This window comes from Halomonas sp. AOP27-A1-41 (genome assembly GCF_052378605.1).
GTDB classification, from domain to species: Bacteria; Pseudomonadota; Gammaproteobacteria; order Pseudomonadales; family Halomonadaceae; genus Vreelandella; species Vreelandella citrativorans.
This window is the reverse complement of sequence record NZ_JBQSXT010000007.1, coordinates 33,561-49,064: the sequence shown is the minus strand read 5'-3', so window position 1 is coordinate 49,064 and position 15,504 is coordinate 33,561. Positions and strand designations below refer to the sequence as shown.

Below are 15,504 nucleotides of genomic sequence, written 5' to 3'. Positions count from 1 at the left end.
TCCTCAGTTCTTGGGCGTGACAACAAACAGGCCGTACTCACAGCCCTTTTCGGCGCCGCTTTGGGTCTGTTCGGCAACCGTGCGCAGCGAGCTTCCACGCGCACTCAGAATCTGGTCCATGGCACCGGCAAACCAGCCGGTGAACATGTACTCGATTTTACGGTCCACTTTGCCCATCTGATACACGAAGGCGCTGTGTTCAAGGCGCACGCGGGCCGTGCCTGCATTCAGGTCAATCTCTTCAGTCACGAAGATGCCCCAGCCGCGCTGCGAAAGACGCTTCATGTAGTGCTCGAACACGTCCACGCCTTCCATACCGTGGAGTTCGGCCTCTTTTTCACACCAGTGCCAAGCGCTTTTATAGCCCGCTTGGTAGAGGATGTCGGCGTATTTTTCAGCACCTAGGGCCTCTTCAATGGCGACGTGGTTGTTGACGAAGAAGTGGCGCGGGACATACAGCATCGGCAGCGCGTCGGTTGTCCAGATACCGGTTTCGCTGTCGACGTCAATCGGGAGCTCGGGGGCGGTTTTGGTCACGGTTGTATTCCTTACACTTATATTTATTCAAAAGACATTGAGTTATTCAGTGGCTTCCAGGATCTCGTCGAACGGCAGTACAGGCTGTGCATGTACTTATTCGCCCCACACATCCTTCAAGGTTCTAACCCAGTTCTCGCCCATGATTTTTCTGACCTGAGATTCGCTCAGGCCGCGCTTGAGAAGCGCCTCTGTCAAGTTGGGGAATTCGCCGATAGTACGGATACCTTCGGGATTAATGATCTTGCCGAAGCTGGTCAGGCGGCGGGCATAGCCCTTGTCGTGGGTCAGCCACTCAAAGAAGTTCTGGTCATGGCCTTGGGTGAAATCGGTGCCGATACCGATGGCGTCTTCACCCACGATGTTCATGATGTACTCAATCGCTTCGCAGTAATCGTCGATGGTCGAATCAACGCCCTTCTTGAGGAACGGGGTGAACATGGTGACGCCGACAAAGCCGCCGTGGTCGGCGATGAACTTGAGCTCTGCATCCGACTTGTTGCGCGGGTGTTCCTTGAGTCCGGAGGGCAGGCAGTGGGAGTAGCACACCGGCTTTTTGGACTCAAGAATGACTTCTTCAGAGGTCTTGGCGCCTACGTGGGAAAGATCGCACAGCATACCCACACGGTTCATTTCGGCAACGATCTCGCGGCCAAAGCCGGACAGCCCGCCGTCACGCTCGTAGCAGCCAGTACCGACCAGGTTTTGGGTGTTGTAGCACATCTGCACAATGCCTACGCCGAGCTGTTTGAAGATCTCGACATAGCCGATCTGATCTTCAAAGGCGTGCGCATTCTGGAAACCAAAGATGATTCCGGTCTTGCCCTCTTCCTTGGCGCGCATGATGTCGGCGGTGGTACGCACCGGGCGAACCAGGTCGCTGCACTCTTCCATCAGTTTGTTGGAGGCGACAATATTGTCCACCGTTGCCTTGAACCCCTCCCAAACCGAGACAGTGCAGTTGGCTGCCGTCAGGCCGCCACGGCGCATGTCTTCCAGCAGTTCGCGATTCCATTTGGCAATGATTAGGCCGTCAATGACGATGGCGTCCTGGTGTAATTCGGCAGGGTTCATAACGTGGCTCCTGAATTGTTTATGTAGGGAGCATAGCGCTGAGGTGGTGCCTATCTGCTCTTGGAAACGACGATGGAAATTCCAAAAGCGTCATCATGAGAAATGCAGGCACAGGAAGCCTGGTGAATAAGCAGAAAACACGGTACAAAAAAAAGAGCCGCCTTGCGGCAGCTCTAGTTCAGCGGTGGTACACCCGTTTAGCCAAGCGGAACGCTGGCAAAGGTGGGTTCGCCTTGGGCATAGGCCAGAGCCAGCAGCGCGCTTGATGCCGGCTCGTTGCTGACAGGTTCTGCTCCCCAGCGCTTCAGCAGAGGAGGAATTTTTTCCGGCGCTTTTTGGCGTGTATGGATGCCCAGGCGCTCATCGCGTGGCGGAATACCAAAACATTCCCGATAGCACTTGGAAAAATGCGGGGTAGAAACAAAGCCGCATACCGAGGCAATCTCAATGATCGAGAGAGGCGTTTGTTTGAGCAGTTGGCGCGCCCTGACCAGGCGCAGCTTTAGGTAATACCTGGAAGGCGAACAGTGTAAGTAACGCTGGAACAGTCGCTCCAGCTGGCGGCGGGAAACATCGACATAGCTTGCCAACTCATCAAGCTCAAGCGGCTCTTCAAGGTTGGATTCCATCAACGCGACGATTTCCAGCAACTTGGGCTGCGTCGTACCCAGCACGTGTTTTAACGGCACACGCTGCTGATCCTGCTCGTTACGCATACGCTCATAGACGAACATTTCGGAAATACCGGCGGAAAGCTCCTTGCCGTGATCGTGAGCGATCAGGTTGAGCATCATATCCAGCGGCGCCGTGCCGCCCGAGGCAGTGAAACGGTTACGGTCAATGGAAAACAGCCGCGTCGTCAGGACGATTTTCGGAAAGGCTTCCTGAAGAGAGGCCAGGCACTCCCAATGAATGCTGATTTCATAATGATCCAGTAAGCCCGCCTGACCCAGCGCCCAGCTACCGGTACAGATAGCACCCAAGCGTCGCAGCTGGCGCGACTGAGCCTGTAGCCATTGAATATGCTCACGGCTAACGCTGTGCTGAGGAGCGACCCCGCCACATACGACTACCCAATCAAGTGAGAGCGGCGCATGGATAGAGGCGTCCGGCGTCACATTAAGGCCGTCGCTGGCGCGCACCGGTGCACCGTCCTGAGTCAAGGTATACCAGCGGTAAAGCTCTCGCCCCGCCAACTGGTTTGCCATACGCAGTGGTTCAATCGCTGACGCCAGCGAAATGAGGGTGAAGTTGTCCAGCAGCAGAAAACCGAGCGTTTGCGGTATGTGCGAGTGACCTACTGGCATGGTTTTTTGGGATTGATCGGTGGTCATGGTCTTTACCTCTATCACCTAACATCATTGATGTTCTTTTTATTATCGTTCTATGTCGCTGGTGTCTTGTTGTGAGCCCCTGCGCTAGATACGTGCTGCTTGCCTGCATATTGGCACGAATGACGCTTATACTGACAAAGCAATCTGAAAGGCAACTCAACGGGTGTCGCAAATAGAATGCTTGAGGTCGTTTTAAAGGCGGTAAATACCGATACTAAGCGGGTGTCAGTGATTAGCGAAACGTTTTTTCAACATTCAGTGTCGTTTTAATAAGTCATTGAACCCAAAGGCTTTGCACGAAAAATCGCTATAAGCTCATAACCTGAATACGCAAGGAGGCATCAATGGCCAGGTTTTTCAAGGAGTTCCGCGAGTTCGCCGTTAAAGGCAATGTGGTAGACATGGCGGTGGGCATCATTATCGGCGGCGCGTTTACACTGATTGTGCAGAGCCTGGTAAAAGATGTCATGAATCCGGTGATCGGCCTGTTGGTCGGCGGTATCGACTTCTCTAACCTGTTTGTCGTGCTTCGAGAGGGAGCAACGTCAGCGCCGTACCCCACACTTGCGGCGGCTCAGGAAGATGGTGCGGTGACCCTCAACCTTGGCCTGTTTATCAATGCGGTCGTCAGTTTTACGATTGTTGCCTTTGTGGTCTTCATGCTGGTGAGGACTATCAACCGCTTAAAGCGTGAAGAGGTAGAGGCGCCCAAAAGTCCGGTCGAAAAGCCCTGCCCCTACTGCTATATGACGGTGCCTATCAAAGCGACCCGCTGCGGACACTGTACGTCAGAGCTGCCCGTACCCACGCAAGCTGAAGAGCAGTCTCTAAAAGAGGCAACGTCTCCACCGCAGGCGTGACGGGAAACGCTATTCAGGACGACTCAATGGCATAAAAAAGGGGCGCCTCGCAGGGCGCCCCTTTTTTCGTCGCGTACCTTAAGCGCGTTTTTTGGCCGCTTTCGTATCCGATTTTTGGCTGTCGCTGGCATCGCTGGGTTGGGGGAGCGAAGGCAGTGACTGCGCTAGCATTTCTACGCTGTGGCGGTAGTAAAGCTGGCTTTTATTGTGTTCGCCAAGGCTTGCGTAGAGACGCGCAAGCTCGGCGCACACCTCTCCATTGGGACGCTGGCGCTGGCTGGCCTCAAAGTACTCCAGGGCTTTTTCCCACTTGCCGGTACGCAGGGAGAGGCGGCCACAGGTTAGCAGTAGCTCGGGGTCATTGGGGCGCTCTTGCAGCCACTTTTCAGCTTTTGTCAGTTGGCGCGCCGCATGCACGTTAAGCAGGCCATAACGCTTCACCAACCGGGCATCCCAGTGATGATCCAGCGAGTGGTTTAGCAGACGCTCGGCGATGCTCTCTTCGTTCGACTGGACCAGCGCATCGGTATACAGCACGACCAGTTCGGTGTTGCCGCGCAGGTACTCGGGCATGTCTGCCCAGAGGCCGCGAACACGCTCGATATTACCGGGATTTTTAGCTTCAAACAGAATCAGCTCACGGTACGCCTTGAATTCAAGCTGCTCGCGCTCCTGCTGGGCAATCAGCTTTTGGGCAGCCAGGCGTGGCAGCAGCCAGCGCAAGCCCTCCCAGTCGTTGACGCTCAGGTGTACCTGCTTGAGCAGTTTCAGTACCTGCGGGTGGTCGCTTAGTTTTCTGTCCAGGCGATTCAGAATTGCCAGCGCCTCTTCAGGCTGCTGTCGATCAATCATCAGCTGCGCCTGCATCAAGCCAATGGCCGTGTCGGCGCCTTCGGTGGTGAGCTGGGCCTGGTTCAGGTGCTCTTGAGATTTAGTGTGGTTACCCTGGTAGTGTGCTGCCAGGGCGGCCGACAGGTAGTTAACTAGCGGCGTGCTGGAGTCATTGGCGGCGTGGACCAGGGTTTTTTCGGCTTTTTTCCAGCGGCCTTCCGTCAAGGCGACCAAACCACGCACGGTACGCTTCATGGCACGGCGATTACGCGCACGGCTGTTCCAGGTACGGAAACGGCCCACAGGACGAAGGATGCCGGTCAGCAGCCGCAGTGCAAAATGCACCACAATAAATGCGGCCAGCAGCAGAATCAGGCCAAACCAGAACGAGGTCTGGACGGACGTATCACCCACCCGAATTAACCAATAACCAGGTACTGACATCATCAGGTGCCCAAACAGGGCACCGACAGCTAGGCCCGCGACCAGCAGGAGAATAAGTTTTCTCATGCATCACCTCCCTCTTCGCCATTTTGCTGGCGCGTCCTGAAGCGGTTTTCAATAAAGTGGGTCATGGCCTGCTGGGAGGCGCTGATATCCGGCAGTTCGGGCTCAATATCCGCTTGCTTAAGCTCCTGAAGGCTTGAGATCACGCTTTGCGTGGCCTCGCTGTCCAGGTCGTAGTAGCCGTTAAGTAATTCCAGCGCTTTATCGATACTGGCTTCATACAGCGGCTGCTCCTCTTTCAACAGGGCAAGCTGGGCCTGCTCAAGAATCAAGCGCAGGCTTTGGCGCAGGTACGACTCTTGCTCGGGAGTGACCAGCATTTCCATCGGTTCGTCGTGATGACGAATCACGACCAGGTCTTTAAGCTCTTCACCAAAACGTGCCAGCTGACGCTGGAAGTTGCCGGTAGGCGGCTGCTCAATGCCGGAGGTGACGGCGCTTTCTTCCACTTCCTGCGAAAGACGCAGGCTGGAAACGCGTTCTTGCAGCGCATTAAGCGCTAGATAGAGTCCCGTACGATCCACACGCGGCACGCCATCCAGTTCGGCAAGCTCGTTAGCAATATCACGACGCACGGCGGTTAGCGCCGGGTTGTCAGCATCCGCCAGGCGGGCGTCGGCGGTACGCAGCAGCGCAGCAGCACCGTCAACATCGCCTTCAAGCTGGAGGCGCTGATTTGCCAGGCGCAGCAGATAGGCCGCTTCTGCATGTAGCCAATCGCGGTCGTCGGTGTCTTGCGTCTGGGAAAGCTGGTTCAGCACGTTATCCAGCGTGCTGTTGACGTCGCTGCGGTAGCTATCAAGCTCGCTGCGTAACTCTTCCAGCGTGCCATCAAGGGCCTGGGTACGTTCGCGTTCGCTGCTTTCAATGCGTGATTCAAGGTCGCTCACGGATTGCTGAGTCGCGCTGCTGTCGGTCTGTTGGCTTAACGCATTGATGCGCTGTTGCTGGCTATCAAGGCGTTGCCAGCCCTGCCAAGTCACCACAATAAGCGCCACGCCCAGCACCAGTACCAACACCAAGGCTAACAGGCCGCCTTTGCGGCCTTTATGCTGCTCACCTCCACTTGGGGGAGGCGGCGTTGTGCCTTTTCCACCGTTACCGGAGGGGCGATTGGGCGTTGCCGTATTGCCATCGGGCTCTTTCTTAGCCGTGGCAGGTTCTGTAACGCTGGCTGTCGGTTTTTCGCTGTTAGGCGTCGTACTGGGAGGGGGGGCGGTGGCAGAGGCCGCGTCAGGTTTGCCGCTGTTTTTGCCACGCCGACGAGAGCTAGCATTTTTAGGCGCGTTGCTTGATGGTTCGGCAGCCGAGCTTGAGGGTGGGCCGCTTTCAACCGCGCTTGATGGCGAGGGAGTTGAGGTAGACGCGGCAGTTTCGCCCGGCGTGGCGCTTTTTTGAGGCGCGTCGGCGGACGCTTTTTGTACGTCTTCCTGGTCGTTTGGTTGTTTGCTCATCTGTCGCTAGCCCTTAATTAAGTTCCTTGATCGACATCGGCACCCATAGGATTACAGGACCTGCCCAACGCAGCTGCAAGGGCAGCTGGCGTTGCTCCCGACGCCACCTTGAGGTCACAAAAACCCAGTGTACCGGCCAGTGTAGCTAAACGCTGACTGGAAACGATTAGCGGTTGGTTCAACGCTGTTTGATCACACCATTTTGCCAGATGTTCGAGCAGTTCGCTGCTGGTGACGATGAGTGCTCGAAAATCTCCCGTAGCAAGGCGGGCCTGGAGTGAGGCCGAAGGCGGCTGAAAAATGCGCCGATACACAGCGACCCGGGTCATCTGAGCACCGCGTTCTGTCAGCGTCTCGGCCAGTAGCGTTCGGCCACCTTCTCCCGCCACCAGTAATATCCGCTGATGTGCGACATTCTTCAGTGAGGCGAGCGCTAAAAGTGCCTCGCTGGTGTTATCGCCGCGCTCATTTCCAGCCTTTTGTTGGTCAGCACCGGGTCTGTCAGCCGCTGCTGATGGGATGCGTACCCGTACGCCCAACTGGTCAAACAGTGCCTCTGCCGTAGCGCTCCCCACGCCATAATAAGCAATGCCAGTGGGTAGCTGTGGCCAGTAGCGATCCAGCGCGTTACCTAAACACAGGGCCGCGAAGGGGCTAACCACTATTACCTTGTCGTACTGGTCAATATCCAGCCAGACACGGCGCATCAGCGGGTCTTCTGGTAGCGCTTGAAGGCTCATCACCGCCATTGACTCTACCCAAGCGCCCGTTGCGCGCAGCGTATTGGCAAGCACTTCACCGCGCTTGCCTGGTCGGCAGATCAGCACTGGCTGTGTCATACGTGATTGCCGTAGACCTCGGCCAAAATATCGCCTGCACCCTGGTCAAGCAGCTCTTCGGCAATGCGAATGCCCAGTGCTTCAGGCTCGTACATTGAGCCGCGGCCTTCAGCACGCAATACTTCGGTGCCCTCAGGGTTGCCCACCAGCCCGCGCAGCCACATCGTCTCATTGGCCTTGTCGAGCACCGCGAAACCGGCAATCGGTACTTGGCAGCCGCCTTCCAGGCGCGTATTCATGGCGCGTTCGGCACGTACGCGGGTGGCGGTGTCCGGGTCATCCAGCGGAGCCAGCAGGCCGATCAGTTCCGGGTCATGCAGGCGGCACTCAATACCCAGCGCGCCTTGGCCGCAGGCAGGCAGGCAAACTTCTGGCGGCAGTGCCTGGGCAATACGCTCTTCAAGGCCCAGGCGTTTTAAGCCAGAGGTCGCCAGGATAATGGCATCGAATTCACCATCGTCCAGTTTGGCCAGTCGGGTTTGCACGTTGCCGCGCAGGCTGAGAATTTGCAGGTCAGGGCGAGCTTCACGAAGTTGGAGTCCGCGACGCAGGCTGGCGGTGCCTATTTTGGCCCCTTCAGGCAATTCATCGATGCTTTTATAATGGTTGGATACAAACGCATCGGTAGGGTCTGAGCCCTCTAAAATAACCGAAAGCCCTAAGCCTTCGGGGAAAAGCATGGGGACATCCTTCATCGAGTGGACGGCAATATCTGCGCGGCCATCCAGCATGGCGTCTTCCAGCTCTTTAACAAATAGCCCCTTGCCGCCAATTTTAGACAGAGGGGTGTCGAGAATTTTGTCGCCTTTAGTAGAGAGCGCGACCAACTCAACCTCAAGGCCCTCATGGGCAGCCATCAAGCGGTCACGGACGTGCTCGGCTTGCCACATGGCCAACTGACTTTTCCGCGTAGCAATACGCAGTTTGGTGATGGATGACACGTTATTCTCCCTTTGCCGCTGACGCGGCGCGTCAAGCTATGATGTGTCTCATCATAAAGCACCCGGGCGCACAGTAAAAATAACTGGCTGTTTTTAAGAAGCTGTTTTAAGCCACTGTCTTCAAAAGCTGTCTCCAAGAGCAGTCTTAAAGAATTGCCTTAAAGATAAGTGCTCGGCGGGCCAAACGCCATTATTCTGCAAATGTGGGCGGCCCGAACTCAAGCCATAAGCGCAATGACTCTGTTACACTTTCCGCCATCGACTCTTTTGTTTTGTCAGCAGGATATACCTCCGATGAGCCAAGCTACGAATCAGTCCTGGGGCGGTCGCTTCAGCGAGCCTACCGATGCCTTTGTTGCGCGTTTTACCGCGTCTGTCACCTTTGACCAGCGCCTTGCGCGCCAGGATATTCAGGGCTCTATTGCCCACGCCACCATGCTTAGCCGCGTAGGCGTGCTGACCGACGAAGAACGCGACGCGATTATTAACGGTTTGACCGAAATTCAAGGTGAAATCGAGCGCGGCGAATTTAACTGGTCGGTGCCGCTTGAAGACGTGCACATGAATATCGAAGCACGCCTGACCGACAAGATCGGTATCACTGGCAAGAAGCTTCACACCGGTCGTTCGCGTAATGATCAGGTAGCGACCGACATCCGCCTGTTTATGCGCGACGAGATTGACGTCATTGAGGTGGAATTAAAGCGCCTGCGCGAAGGCATGATCGAGCTTGCCGACCGCGAAGCCGATACCATCATGCCCGGCTTTACCCACCTGCAAACCGCCCAGCCGGTCACCTTTGGTCATCATCTGCTGGCCTGGCAGGAAATGCTCGCCCGTGACCATGAGCGCCTGCTGGATTGCCGTAAACGCGTTAACGTACTGCCGCTGGGCGCCGCTGCGCTGGCGGGGACTACGTACCCGATTGACCGCCACGTCACCGCTGAGCTGCTGGGCTTTGAGCGTCCGGCAGAAAACTCGCTGGATGCCGTATCGGATCGCGACTTCGCGATTGAATTCACCAGCTTTGCCAGCATCTTAATGATGCACTTGTCGCGCATGAGCGAGGAACTGGTGCTGTGGACCAGTGCCCAGTTTGACTTTATCGACCTGCCTGACCGCTTCTGCACCGGCTCTTCCATCATGCCGCAGAAGAAAAACCCTGACGTGCCGGAGCTGGTACGCGGTAAAACAGGCCGCGTATATGGTTATTTGATGGGCCTGCTGACGCTGATGAAGTCGCAGCCGCTGGCCTACAACAAGGATAATCAGGAAGATAAAGAGCCGCTGTTTGACGCGGTGGATACGGTGCGCGACTGCTTGAAAGCGTTCGCGGATATGGTGCCTGCCATTGAGCCGAAAAAAGACAGCATGTATGAAGCGGCGCGGCGTGGGTTCTCTACCGCCACCGACCTTGCCGACTATCTGGTCCGTAAAGGCGTTGCCTTCCGCGATGCCCATGAAATCGTCGGCCAGTCGGTTGCTTACGGCCTGAAAACCCAAAAAGATCTCTCGGAAATGAGTCTGGAAGAGCTTCAACAGTTCTCCTCTATCATCGAGCAGGATGTTTTTGACGTACTGACGCTGGAAGGCTCGGTAGCCGCGCGTAATCACATTGGCGGTACGGCGCCCAATCAGGTGCGTGCCGCAGCACAGCGCGCCCGCGAGGCGCTCTCGTTACTGCAGGGTCAGGCATGAAAACATTAGCGCTTATCGCGATCATCGCTTTATTCGTCGCGGGTTGCGGTCAGAAGGGACCGCTTTACCTGCCCGACGATAACTCACCCGATAACGGTGTGGCCGAACAGGCTGGGTAAGCGGCTGCAGGAGAGACGACATTATGGATCATTTTAACTATCGCGACGGCGTGCTTTACGCCGAAGATGTGCCGCTTTCGCAGATTGCCGCAGAGCACGGCACGCCCTGTTACGTTTATTCCAAGGCAACATTTGAGCGCCACTTTCGCGCTTACACCGAAGCGCTTGGCGATCACCCGCATTTGATCTGCTACGCCGTTAAAGCCAACTCTAACCTGGCGGTGTTGGGCCTGCTTGCAAGGCTAGGCGCCGGGTTTGATATTGTCTCCATTGGTGAGCTTGAGCGCGTGCTGGCAGCCGGAGGAGACCCTGAAAAAGTGGTGTTCTCAGGTGTTGCCAAGCAGCCCCACGAAATGGCCCGTGCGCTTGAAGTCGGCATCAAGTGTTTTAACGTTGAATCTCGCCCTGAGCTGGAGCGCTTAAACGCTGTAGCGGGGGAGCTGGGTAACGTTGCCCCGGTTTCGCTGCGCGTTAACCCGGACGTGGACGCGGGCACTCATCCGTATATTTCCACCGGGCTCAAGGACAACAAGTTTGGCATCGCGGTCGATGACGCGCTTGAGGTTTACGAGCTGGCGGCCAGCCTGCCGAATCTTGAGGTGAAGGGGCTGGATTGCCATATTGGTTCGCAGTTGACCGAAACCGCTCCGTTTTTGGACGCGTTGGATCGGCTATTGATGCTGATGGAGCGCCTGCGCGAACGGGGTATCGAGATTGATCATTTGGATTTGGGCGGCGGCTTGGGCGTGCCTTACCGGGATGAAACGCCCCCGCAGCCGTTTGATTATGCAAGCCAGCTGTTAGCTCGCCTGTCGCGCTGGGAAGGTGGCGAAAATCTGACGCTGCTGTTTGAACCAGGCCGCTCTATTGCCGCCAATGCAGGCGTCATGCTGACGCGGGTTGAATTCCTGAAGCCCGGCGAAACCAAGAACTTCGCCATTGTTGATGCGGCCATGAACGACCTGATTCGCCCGGCGCTGTATCAGGCGTGGCAGGCTATCGTGCCGGTGGACACTCGTGAAACTCGCCCAAGTGCGGTGTATGACGTGGTCGGCCCGGTGTGCGAAACCGGCGACTTTCTGGGTAAAGAGCGTGAGCTTGCGATTGCCGAAGGCGATCTTCTGGCGGTGCGTTCAGCGGGTGCTTACGGCTTTGTTATGGCGTCCAACTACAACAGCCGTCCGCGCCCTGCCGAGCTAATGGTCGATGGCGATACGTGTCACGTGGTACGGCGCCGTGAAACGGTCGAAAGCCTTTGGGCGGGCGAAGCGCTGCTGCCTGAAGGAGCGCACTAATGCTTCTGCATTTCACCAAAATGCACGGCCTGGGCAACGACTTTATGGTCGTTGACCTGGTAACCCAGCGTGCCCGGCTGCGTGAGGAGCATATCCAACAGCTGGCTGATCGTCGCTTTGGGATTGGTTTTGATCAGTTGCTGGTGGTTGAGCCGCCCCGCAACCCCGAGATGGACTTTCGCTACCGTATTTTCAATGCCGACGGAAGTGAAGTGGAGAACTGTGGCAACGGCGCTCGCTGCTTTGCGCGCTTTGTGCGCGACCAGCGCTTGACCCACAAGCATGAGATTCACGTAGAAACAGCCGGTGGCCCGCTGGTGTTGCACGTACAGCACGATGGCCTTGTGCGTGTCGATATGGGGCGGCCGCGCTTTAGCCCGGCAGCACTGCCCTTTGAGGCCCCAGGTGACCAACCATTACACGAACTTGAGGTCGACGGTGAAACGCTTCACATTGGTGTGGTATCCATGGGTAATCCCCACGCGGTATTGCAAGTGGAAAGCGTTGAGCGCGCCCAGGTTGAGCGTTTTGGGCCGTTGATGGAAGCGCACCCTCGCTTCCCCAAGCGTGTTAACGTGGGCTTTATGCAGGTTCTTTCGGCTAACCAGATTCGTCTGCGGGTATTTGAGCGGGGCAGTGGCGAAACGCTTGCTTGTGGTACCGGTGCGTGCGCCGCCGTTGCTAGCGGAATCCGCCAAGGCATCCTGAAAAGCCCGGTGAGCGTTCACCTGCCCGGCGGCGAGCTGACGATCGAGTGGCCCGACCCGGAAGCGTCGCTGATTATGGTCGGTCCGGCTACACGCGTTTTTGATGGTCGCGTAGCACTTAATTGATAGTGACGCGTAACGGATACAAGGAGAACGGTGATGTCTCAAGCCCCTGAACCGCGCAAGACGCTCGATCCAGACCAGGTAGCATTTTGGCTTGCCCGGCATCCCGATTTTTTTGTAGGCCGTGAAGGGTTGTTGCAGCAGCTTAAAGTACCGCACCCGCATATTGATGGTGCGGTATCGCTGCTTGAGAGGCTGGTGCTGGACTTGCGTCAGCGGGCGGAAAAGGCCGAAGATCGCCTGGAGCACTTACTGGAAACTGCTCGGCACAACGAAGCTCAGTATCGGCGCCTACGGGAAACCCTGATGGCGCTGGTCGAAGCGGATAGCCGTGACGCCTTGGCGCAAGCTCTGGCGACTCAGCTAAACGAGCGCTTTGATACGCCCGCGATGGCGCTTTGGTGCCCGGCGTCGTTAAGCGATAGCGAACCCACCATGCCCCAGCCTCCACGCCATGTGCTGGACCAGCACGCCAGTACACGTTTGGCCGCGTTACTGGACGGTAAAACCAGCCGCTGTGCCAAGTTAAGCGTTAGCGACTGGAAGTGCCTATTGCCGCATACTAAAGCGCCACGTAAAGCGGGCTCCTGCGCTATCTCGCGCCTCTCGGCGGGCGAGTCGCTGGGATACCTGCTACTGGCAAGCCCCAACCCTGACTGCTATCGCGCCAGCATGGATACGCTGTTTACCGAGTATCTTGGGGATATCGTGGCACGGCTTTTAATTCGCTTGGAAACGTATGGCTGAGTCGCTTCTTGCCGCAGCGGTGGCACGCTATATCGGCGCGCTAGGCCAACATGCAAGCCCGGCAACCGTCGCCGCCTATCAGCAGGATTTAAGCGCCCTGTGCCGGTTTGCCGAGCAGCGCGAAATACAGGACCCAGCGCTGCTGGATACGGCGCTGCTGCGCACTTTTCTAGGCACAGAGCGCAGCCGCGGGCTTGGCGCACGCAGCCTTGCACGGCGCCGAGCGGCGCTTTCGCGCTTTGCCGATGACCTGGTCAAGCAGGGGATTCTTGCCGATAACCCGGTCGCGCTACTGCGCACGCCTAAGCAACCCAGCCACTTGCCGCGCCCGGTCGATGTGGATGCATTGGCCCATTTTCTGGATAGCCCGCATGATGGTTCGCCCCTGGCCGTACGCGACCAGGCCATGTTGGAGCTTTTTTACTCCAGTGGTTTGCGCCTGGCAGAACTTGCCGCGCTGGACCTTCACGATCTGCAGACCAGCCGCGTACGTGTGATAGGCAAAGGCAGTAAACCACGCCAGGTGCCTGTCGGGCAGCGCGCCCAGCACACCTTGGTGGAGTGGATTGCCTGCCGGGCAACCATGGCACCAGAGGGTGAAACGGCGCTTTTTGTGGGCCAGCGTGGGGCGCGGCTGGGGCATCGAGCCATTCAAAAACGTCTTGCCCAACTCTCTGTTAGCCGGGGCTTGCCCGAGCACTTGCATCCTCACCGGTTGCGCCACTCGTTTGCCAGCCATTTGCTTGAATCAAGCCAGGATCTGCGTGCGGTTCAGGAGTTGTTAGGCCACGCAAACCTCTCCACCACCCAGGTATATACTCGGCTCGACTGGCAGCATTTGGCGACCAGCTATGACGCCGCCCACCCACGCGCCAAGCGCCGCCCTTCTGGAAACACACCATGACCGCACTAGCAGCTATCACGTTTGATTTAGACGATACGCTTTGGGATAACCAGGGCGTGATGCTACGCACGGAGGAGGGGCACTACGGCTGGTTACTTGAGGCGCTGAGTATCTGGCGCGCTACGCGTCACGAGGCGCCGCTGTCGCTGGATTATGAGGCGGGCGTGGAGGACTATTTACAGCGCCGCCAGCAGTTCGCTAAAGATGTGCCCGAGCGGCGCGGCGACTTTACCTGGCTACGCCTGCGCGCTCTGGAGGCGCAGTTGGAAGCCGAGGGCCTGCCCCGGAGTGCGGCCATTTTGTGGGCGGCAGCGGCCATGAACGAGTTTCATCGCCTGCGTATCCAGGTTTCTCCGCATCCGGAAGCGGCGGGTCTGCTTTCCGCGTTAGGCGAGCGCTACCAGCTGGCGGCCATTACCAACGGCAATATTCATTTAAAGCGTCAGCCGTTGGCGGCGTATTTCCCGGTGGCGATTGCTGCAGGCGAGCTTCTGGCACCCAAGCCGGAACACACGCCTTTTCTAACGGCGCTTTCACGGCTTAATGTCACGCCCGAGTGCGCGATGCACGTCGGCGACTCGTGGGAAGAGGATATTTTACCGGCTCAGCAGCTGGGCATGCATGCGGTGTGGGTCTCAACCGACCAGAGCCAGGCGCTGCCGCCCAGGGTACACCGCATCGCACATATTAAAGAGCTGCCGGGTATATTGGATAAGCTGGACGGTTCAGTGGCCTGAGGTGTCTTCCGGTGGCGTATGCAGCCACTGGTCAAGCTTTTGCGAAAGTGTATCGACGCCCTGGCGCTTGAGCGATGAGAAAAGCTGAACTGACACCAGGTCTTCCCACTCTTTTAAGCGAGAACGGACTTTTTGCAGCGAGGCACTTGCCGGGCCTTTTTTCAGCTTGTCGGCCTTGGTTAGCAGGATATGTACCGGCATATTGCGCTGGTCGGCGAAGCTCAGCATCATCTGGTCAAACTCGGTCAGCGGGTGGCGAACGTCCATCAGCAGCACCAGCCCGCGCAGGCTAAACCGACCCCGCAAGTAGTCGGACAAATGCTGCTGCCACTCGATTTTGACGGCTTCTGGCACTTTCGCATAACCGTAGCCTGGAAGGTCAACCAGACGCCGCGCCTCGTCGTTCATGACGCTGAAAAAGTTGATCAGCTGCGTGCGCCCTGGCGTGCGCGAAGTGCGGGCGAGGCCGTTCTGTTGCGTGAGCGCGTTGATAGCGCTCGATTTTCCCGCGTTAGAGCGTCCTGCAAACGCCACTTCCGCACCCGTATCGTCAGGGCAGGTAGCCAGTGTCGGGGCGCTGATAACAAATTTGGCGGTAGGGTAGTTCAACCGAGCGACGGGGCTATCTTGAGGGGTGGACATGGAATGAATCCTGAAAATCGAACCTATAAAACAGTCTGCGTTAACCACGCGTATAATGACATGGCACGCCGCACTGCGACGAATTGCCCCGTCAGTCAGGTCAAGCATTGTGCTAAAAAGCGGTGATACCTGTGACCTGGGGCGTTAGTGTACCA

At 57.2% G+C, this 15,504-nt stretch carries 16 protein-coding genes; 8 read left to right on the top strand and 8 right to left on the bottom strand.

All coding sequences use genetic code 11. The features are described 5' to 3' along the window. Positions 1–3: 3 nt before the first annotated feature. From ACT3TC_RS06730 to ACT3TC_RS06720, 3 genes are all read right to left on the bottom strand, one after another. Positions 4–537 (bottom strand): DUF5943 domain-containing protein, encoded by a 534-nt coding sequence (locus ACT3TC_RS06730; RefSeq protein ID WP_192526879.1) that lies wholly within the window; start codon positions 535–537, stop codon positions 4–6. A gap of 96 nt (positions 538–633) precedes the next feature. Then, positions 634–1,611, bottom strand: a complete 978-nt coding sequence (locus ACT3TC_RS06725; RefSeq protein ID WP_172116829.1) for a dipeptidase — start codon at positions 1,609–1,611, stop codon at positions 634–636. A 197-nt stretch (positions 1,612–1,808) separates the two neighbouring features. Next, entirely contained in the window at positions 1,809–2,945 is a 1,137-nt protein-coding gene (locus ACT3TC_RS06720; RefSeq protein WP_444631024.1) for a GlxA family transcriptional regulator, read from the bottom strand. Between the two features lie 344 nt (positions 2,946–3,289). On the opposite strand from ACT3TC_RS06720, the gene mscL reads away from it, so the two are divergent. Further along, complete coding sequence (gene mscL / locus ACT3TC_RS06715) at positions 3,290–3,805, top strand: large-conductance mechanosensitive channel protein MscL (protein ID WP_444631023.1); 516 nt, start codon at positions 3,290–3,292, stop codon at positions 3,803–3,805. A gap of 78 nt (positions 3,806–3,883) precedes the next feature. Here the strand turns inward: mscL and ACT3TC_RS06710 are convergent, their stop codons facing one another. Genes ACT3TC_RS06710 through hemC form a run of 4 tightly spaced genes read right to left on the bottom strand, consistent with a single transcriptional unit; the run spans position 3,884 to position 8,377 of the window. After that, the gene (locus ACT3TC_RS06710; protein ID WP_444639557.1) at positions 3,884–5,146 is read right to left on the bottom strand and encodes a heme biosynthesis HemY N-terminal domain-containing protein; all 1,263 of its coding nucleotides are present in this window, start codon (positions 5,144–5,146) and stop codon (positions 3,884–3,886) included. Then, a complete protein-coding gene (locus ACT3TC_RS06705; protein ID WP_444639556.1) occupies positions 5,143–6,597 on the bottom strand; it encodes a uroporphyrinogen-III C-methyltransferase in 1,455 nt (484 codons plus the stop codon). Before ACT3TC_RS06705 ends, ACT3TC_RS06710 begins: the two co-directional genes overlap by 4 nt. Positions 6,598–6,614: 17 nt before the next feature. Then, positions 6,615–7,436 (bottom strand): uroporphyrinogen-III synthase, encoded by an 822-nt coding sequence (locus tag ACT3TC_RS06700; protein ID WP_444639555.1) that lies wholly within the window; start codon positions 7,434–7,436, stop codon positions 6,615–6,617. Further along, on the bottom strand, positions 7,433–8,377 hold the full coding sequence (hemC, locus tag ACT3TC_RS06695) for a hydroxymethylbilane synthase (RefSeq protein WP_172116837.1): 945 nt from the start codon (positions 8,375–8,377) through the stop codon (positions 7,433–7,435). Before hemC ends, ACT3TC_RS06700 begins: the two co-directional genes overlap by 4 nt. 294 nt (positions 8,378–8,671) lie before the next feature. Between hemC and argH the strand changes: the two genes are divergently transcribed. From argH to ACT3TC_RS06660, 7 genes are read left to right on the top strand one after another with little or no spacing between them, the layout of a single operon-like run. After that, positions 8,672–10,075 carry an argininosuccinate lyase gene (argH, locus tag ACT3TC_RS06690; protein WP_444639554.1) on the top strand — a complete coding sequence of 468 codons (1,404 nt, stop codon included), beginning with the start codon at positions 8,672–8,674 and terminating at the stop codon, positions 10,073–10,075. Continuing rightward, positions 10,072–10,194 (top strand): LPS translocon maturation chaperone LptM, encoded by a 123-nt coding sequence (gene lptM, locus ACT3TC_RS06685; RefSeq protein WP_087110450.1) that lies wholly within the window; start codon positions 10,072–10,074, stop codon positions 10,192–10,194. Before argH ends, lptM begins: the two co-directional genes overlap by 4 nt. A 23-nt stretch (positions 10,195–10,217) precedes the next feature. Beyond that, positions 10,218–11,489, top strand: a complete 1,272-nt coding sequence (gene lysA / locus ACT3TC_RS06680) for a diaminopimelate decarboxylase (RefSeq protein ID WP_444639553.1) — start codon at positions 10,218–10,220, stop codon at positions 11,487–11,489. Further along, positions 11,489–12,322: a diaminopimelate epimerase gene (gene dapF, locus ACT3TC_RS06675; RefSeq protein WP_193054045.1), complete on the top strand. Its 834-nt coding sequence runs from the start codon at positions 11,489–11,491 to the stop codon at positions 12,320–12,322. The genes lysA and dapF overlap by 1 nt, the downstream gene beginning before the upstream one ends. Positions 12,323–12,355: 33 nt before the next feature. After that, on the top strand, positions 12,356–13,066 hold the full coding sequence (locus ACT3TC_RS06670; RefSeq protein ID WP_087110456.1) for a DUF484 family protein: 711 nt from the start codon (positions 12,356–12,358) through the stop codon (positions 13,064–13,066). Next, complete coding sequence (locus ACT3TC_RS06665; protein ID WP_444639552.1) at positions 13,059–13,970, top strand: tyrosine recombinase XerC; 912 nt, start codon at positions 13,059–13,061, stop codon at positions 13,968–13,970. Before ACT3TC_RS06670 ends, ACT3TC_RS06665 begins: the two co-directional genes overlap by 8 nt. Beyond that, positions 13,967–14,707, top strand: a complete 741-nt coding sequence (locus tag ACT3TC_RS06660; protein ID WP_444639551.1) for an HAD family hydrolase — start codon at positions 13,967–13,969, stop codon at positions 14,705–14,707. The genes ACT3TC_RS06665 and ACT3TC_RS06660 overlap by 4 nt, the downstream gene beginning before the upstream one ends. Here the strand turns inward: ACT3TC_RS06660 and yihA are convergent. After that, complete coding sequence (gene yihA, locus ACT3TC_RS06655) at positions 14,696–15,349, bottom strand: ribosome biogenesis GTP-binding protein YihA/YsxC (RefSeq protein WP_444627356.1); 654 nt, start codon at positions 15,347–15,349, stop codon at positions 14,696–14,698. The two genes, ACT3TC_RS06660 and yihA, sit on opposite strands and share 12 nt — an antisense overlap. Positions 15,350–15,504 lie beyond the last annotated feature (155 nt).

Coding starts and splice junctions, on each gene's coding strand:
- ACT3TC_RS06720 (WP_444631024.1), bottom strand. CDS start 2,945: ATGACCACCGATCAATCCCAAAAAACCATGCCAGTAGGTCACTCGCAC.
- ACT3TC_RS06660 (WP_444639551.1), top strand. CDS start 13,967: ATGACCGCACTAGCAGCTATCACGTTTGATTTAGACGATACGCTTTGG.
- ACT3TC_RS06705 (WP_444639556.1), bottom strand. CDS start 6,597: ATGAGCAAACAACCAAACGACCAGGAAGACGTACAAAAAGCGTCCGCC.
- lptM (WP_087110450.1), top strand. CDS start 10,072: ATGAAAACATTAGCGCTTATCGCGATCATCGCTTTATTCGTCGCGGGT.
- dapF (WP_193054045.1), top strand. CDS start 11,489: ATGCTTCTGCATTTCACCAAAATGCACGGCCTGGGCAACGACTTTATG.
- ACT3TC_RS06725 (WP_172116829.1), bottom strand. CDS start 1,611: ATGAACCCTGCCGAATTACACCAGGACGCCATCGTCATTGACGGCCTA.
- ACT3TC_RS06670 (WP_087110456.1), top strand. CDS start 12,356: ATGTCTCAAGCCCCTGAACCGCGCAAGACGCTCGATCCAGACCAGGTA.
- ACT3TC_RS06710 (WP_444639557.1), bottom strand. CDS start 5,146: ATGAGAAAACTTATTCTCCTGCTGGTCGCGGGCCTAGCTGTCGGTGCC.
- mscL (WP_444631023.1), top strand. CDS start 3,290: ATGGCCAGGTTTTTCAAGGAGTTCCGCGAGTTCGCCGTTAAAGGCAAT.
- lysA (WP_444639553.1), top strand. CDS start 10,218: ATGGATCATTTTAACTATCGCGACGGCGTGCTTTACGCCGAAGATGTG.
- ACT3TC_RS06700 (WP_444639555.1), bottom strand. CDS start 7,436: ATGACACAGCCAGTGCTGATCTGCCGACCAGGCAAGCGCGGTGAAGTG.
- ACT3TC_RS06665 (WP_444639552.1), top strand. CDS start 13,059: ATGGCTGAGTCGCTTCTTGCCGCAGCGGTGGCACGCTATATCGGCGCG.
- argH (WP_444639554.1), top strand. CDS start 8,672: ATGAGCCAAGCTACGAATCAGTCCTGGGGCGGTCGCTTCAGCGAGCCT.
- yihA (WP_444627356.1), bottom strand. CDS start 15,349: ATGTCCACCCCTCAAGATAGCCCCGTCGCTCGGTTGAACTACCCTACC.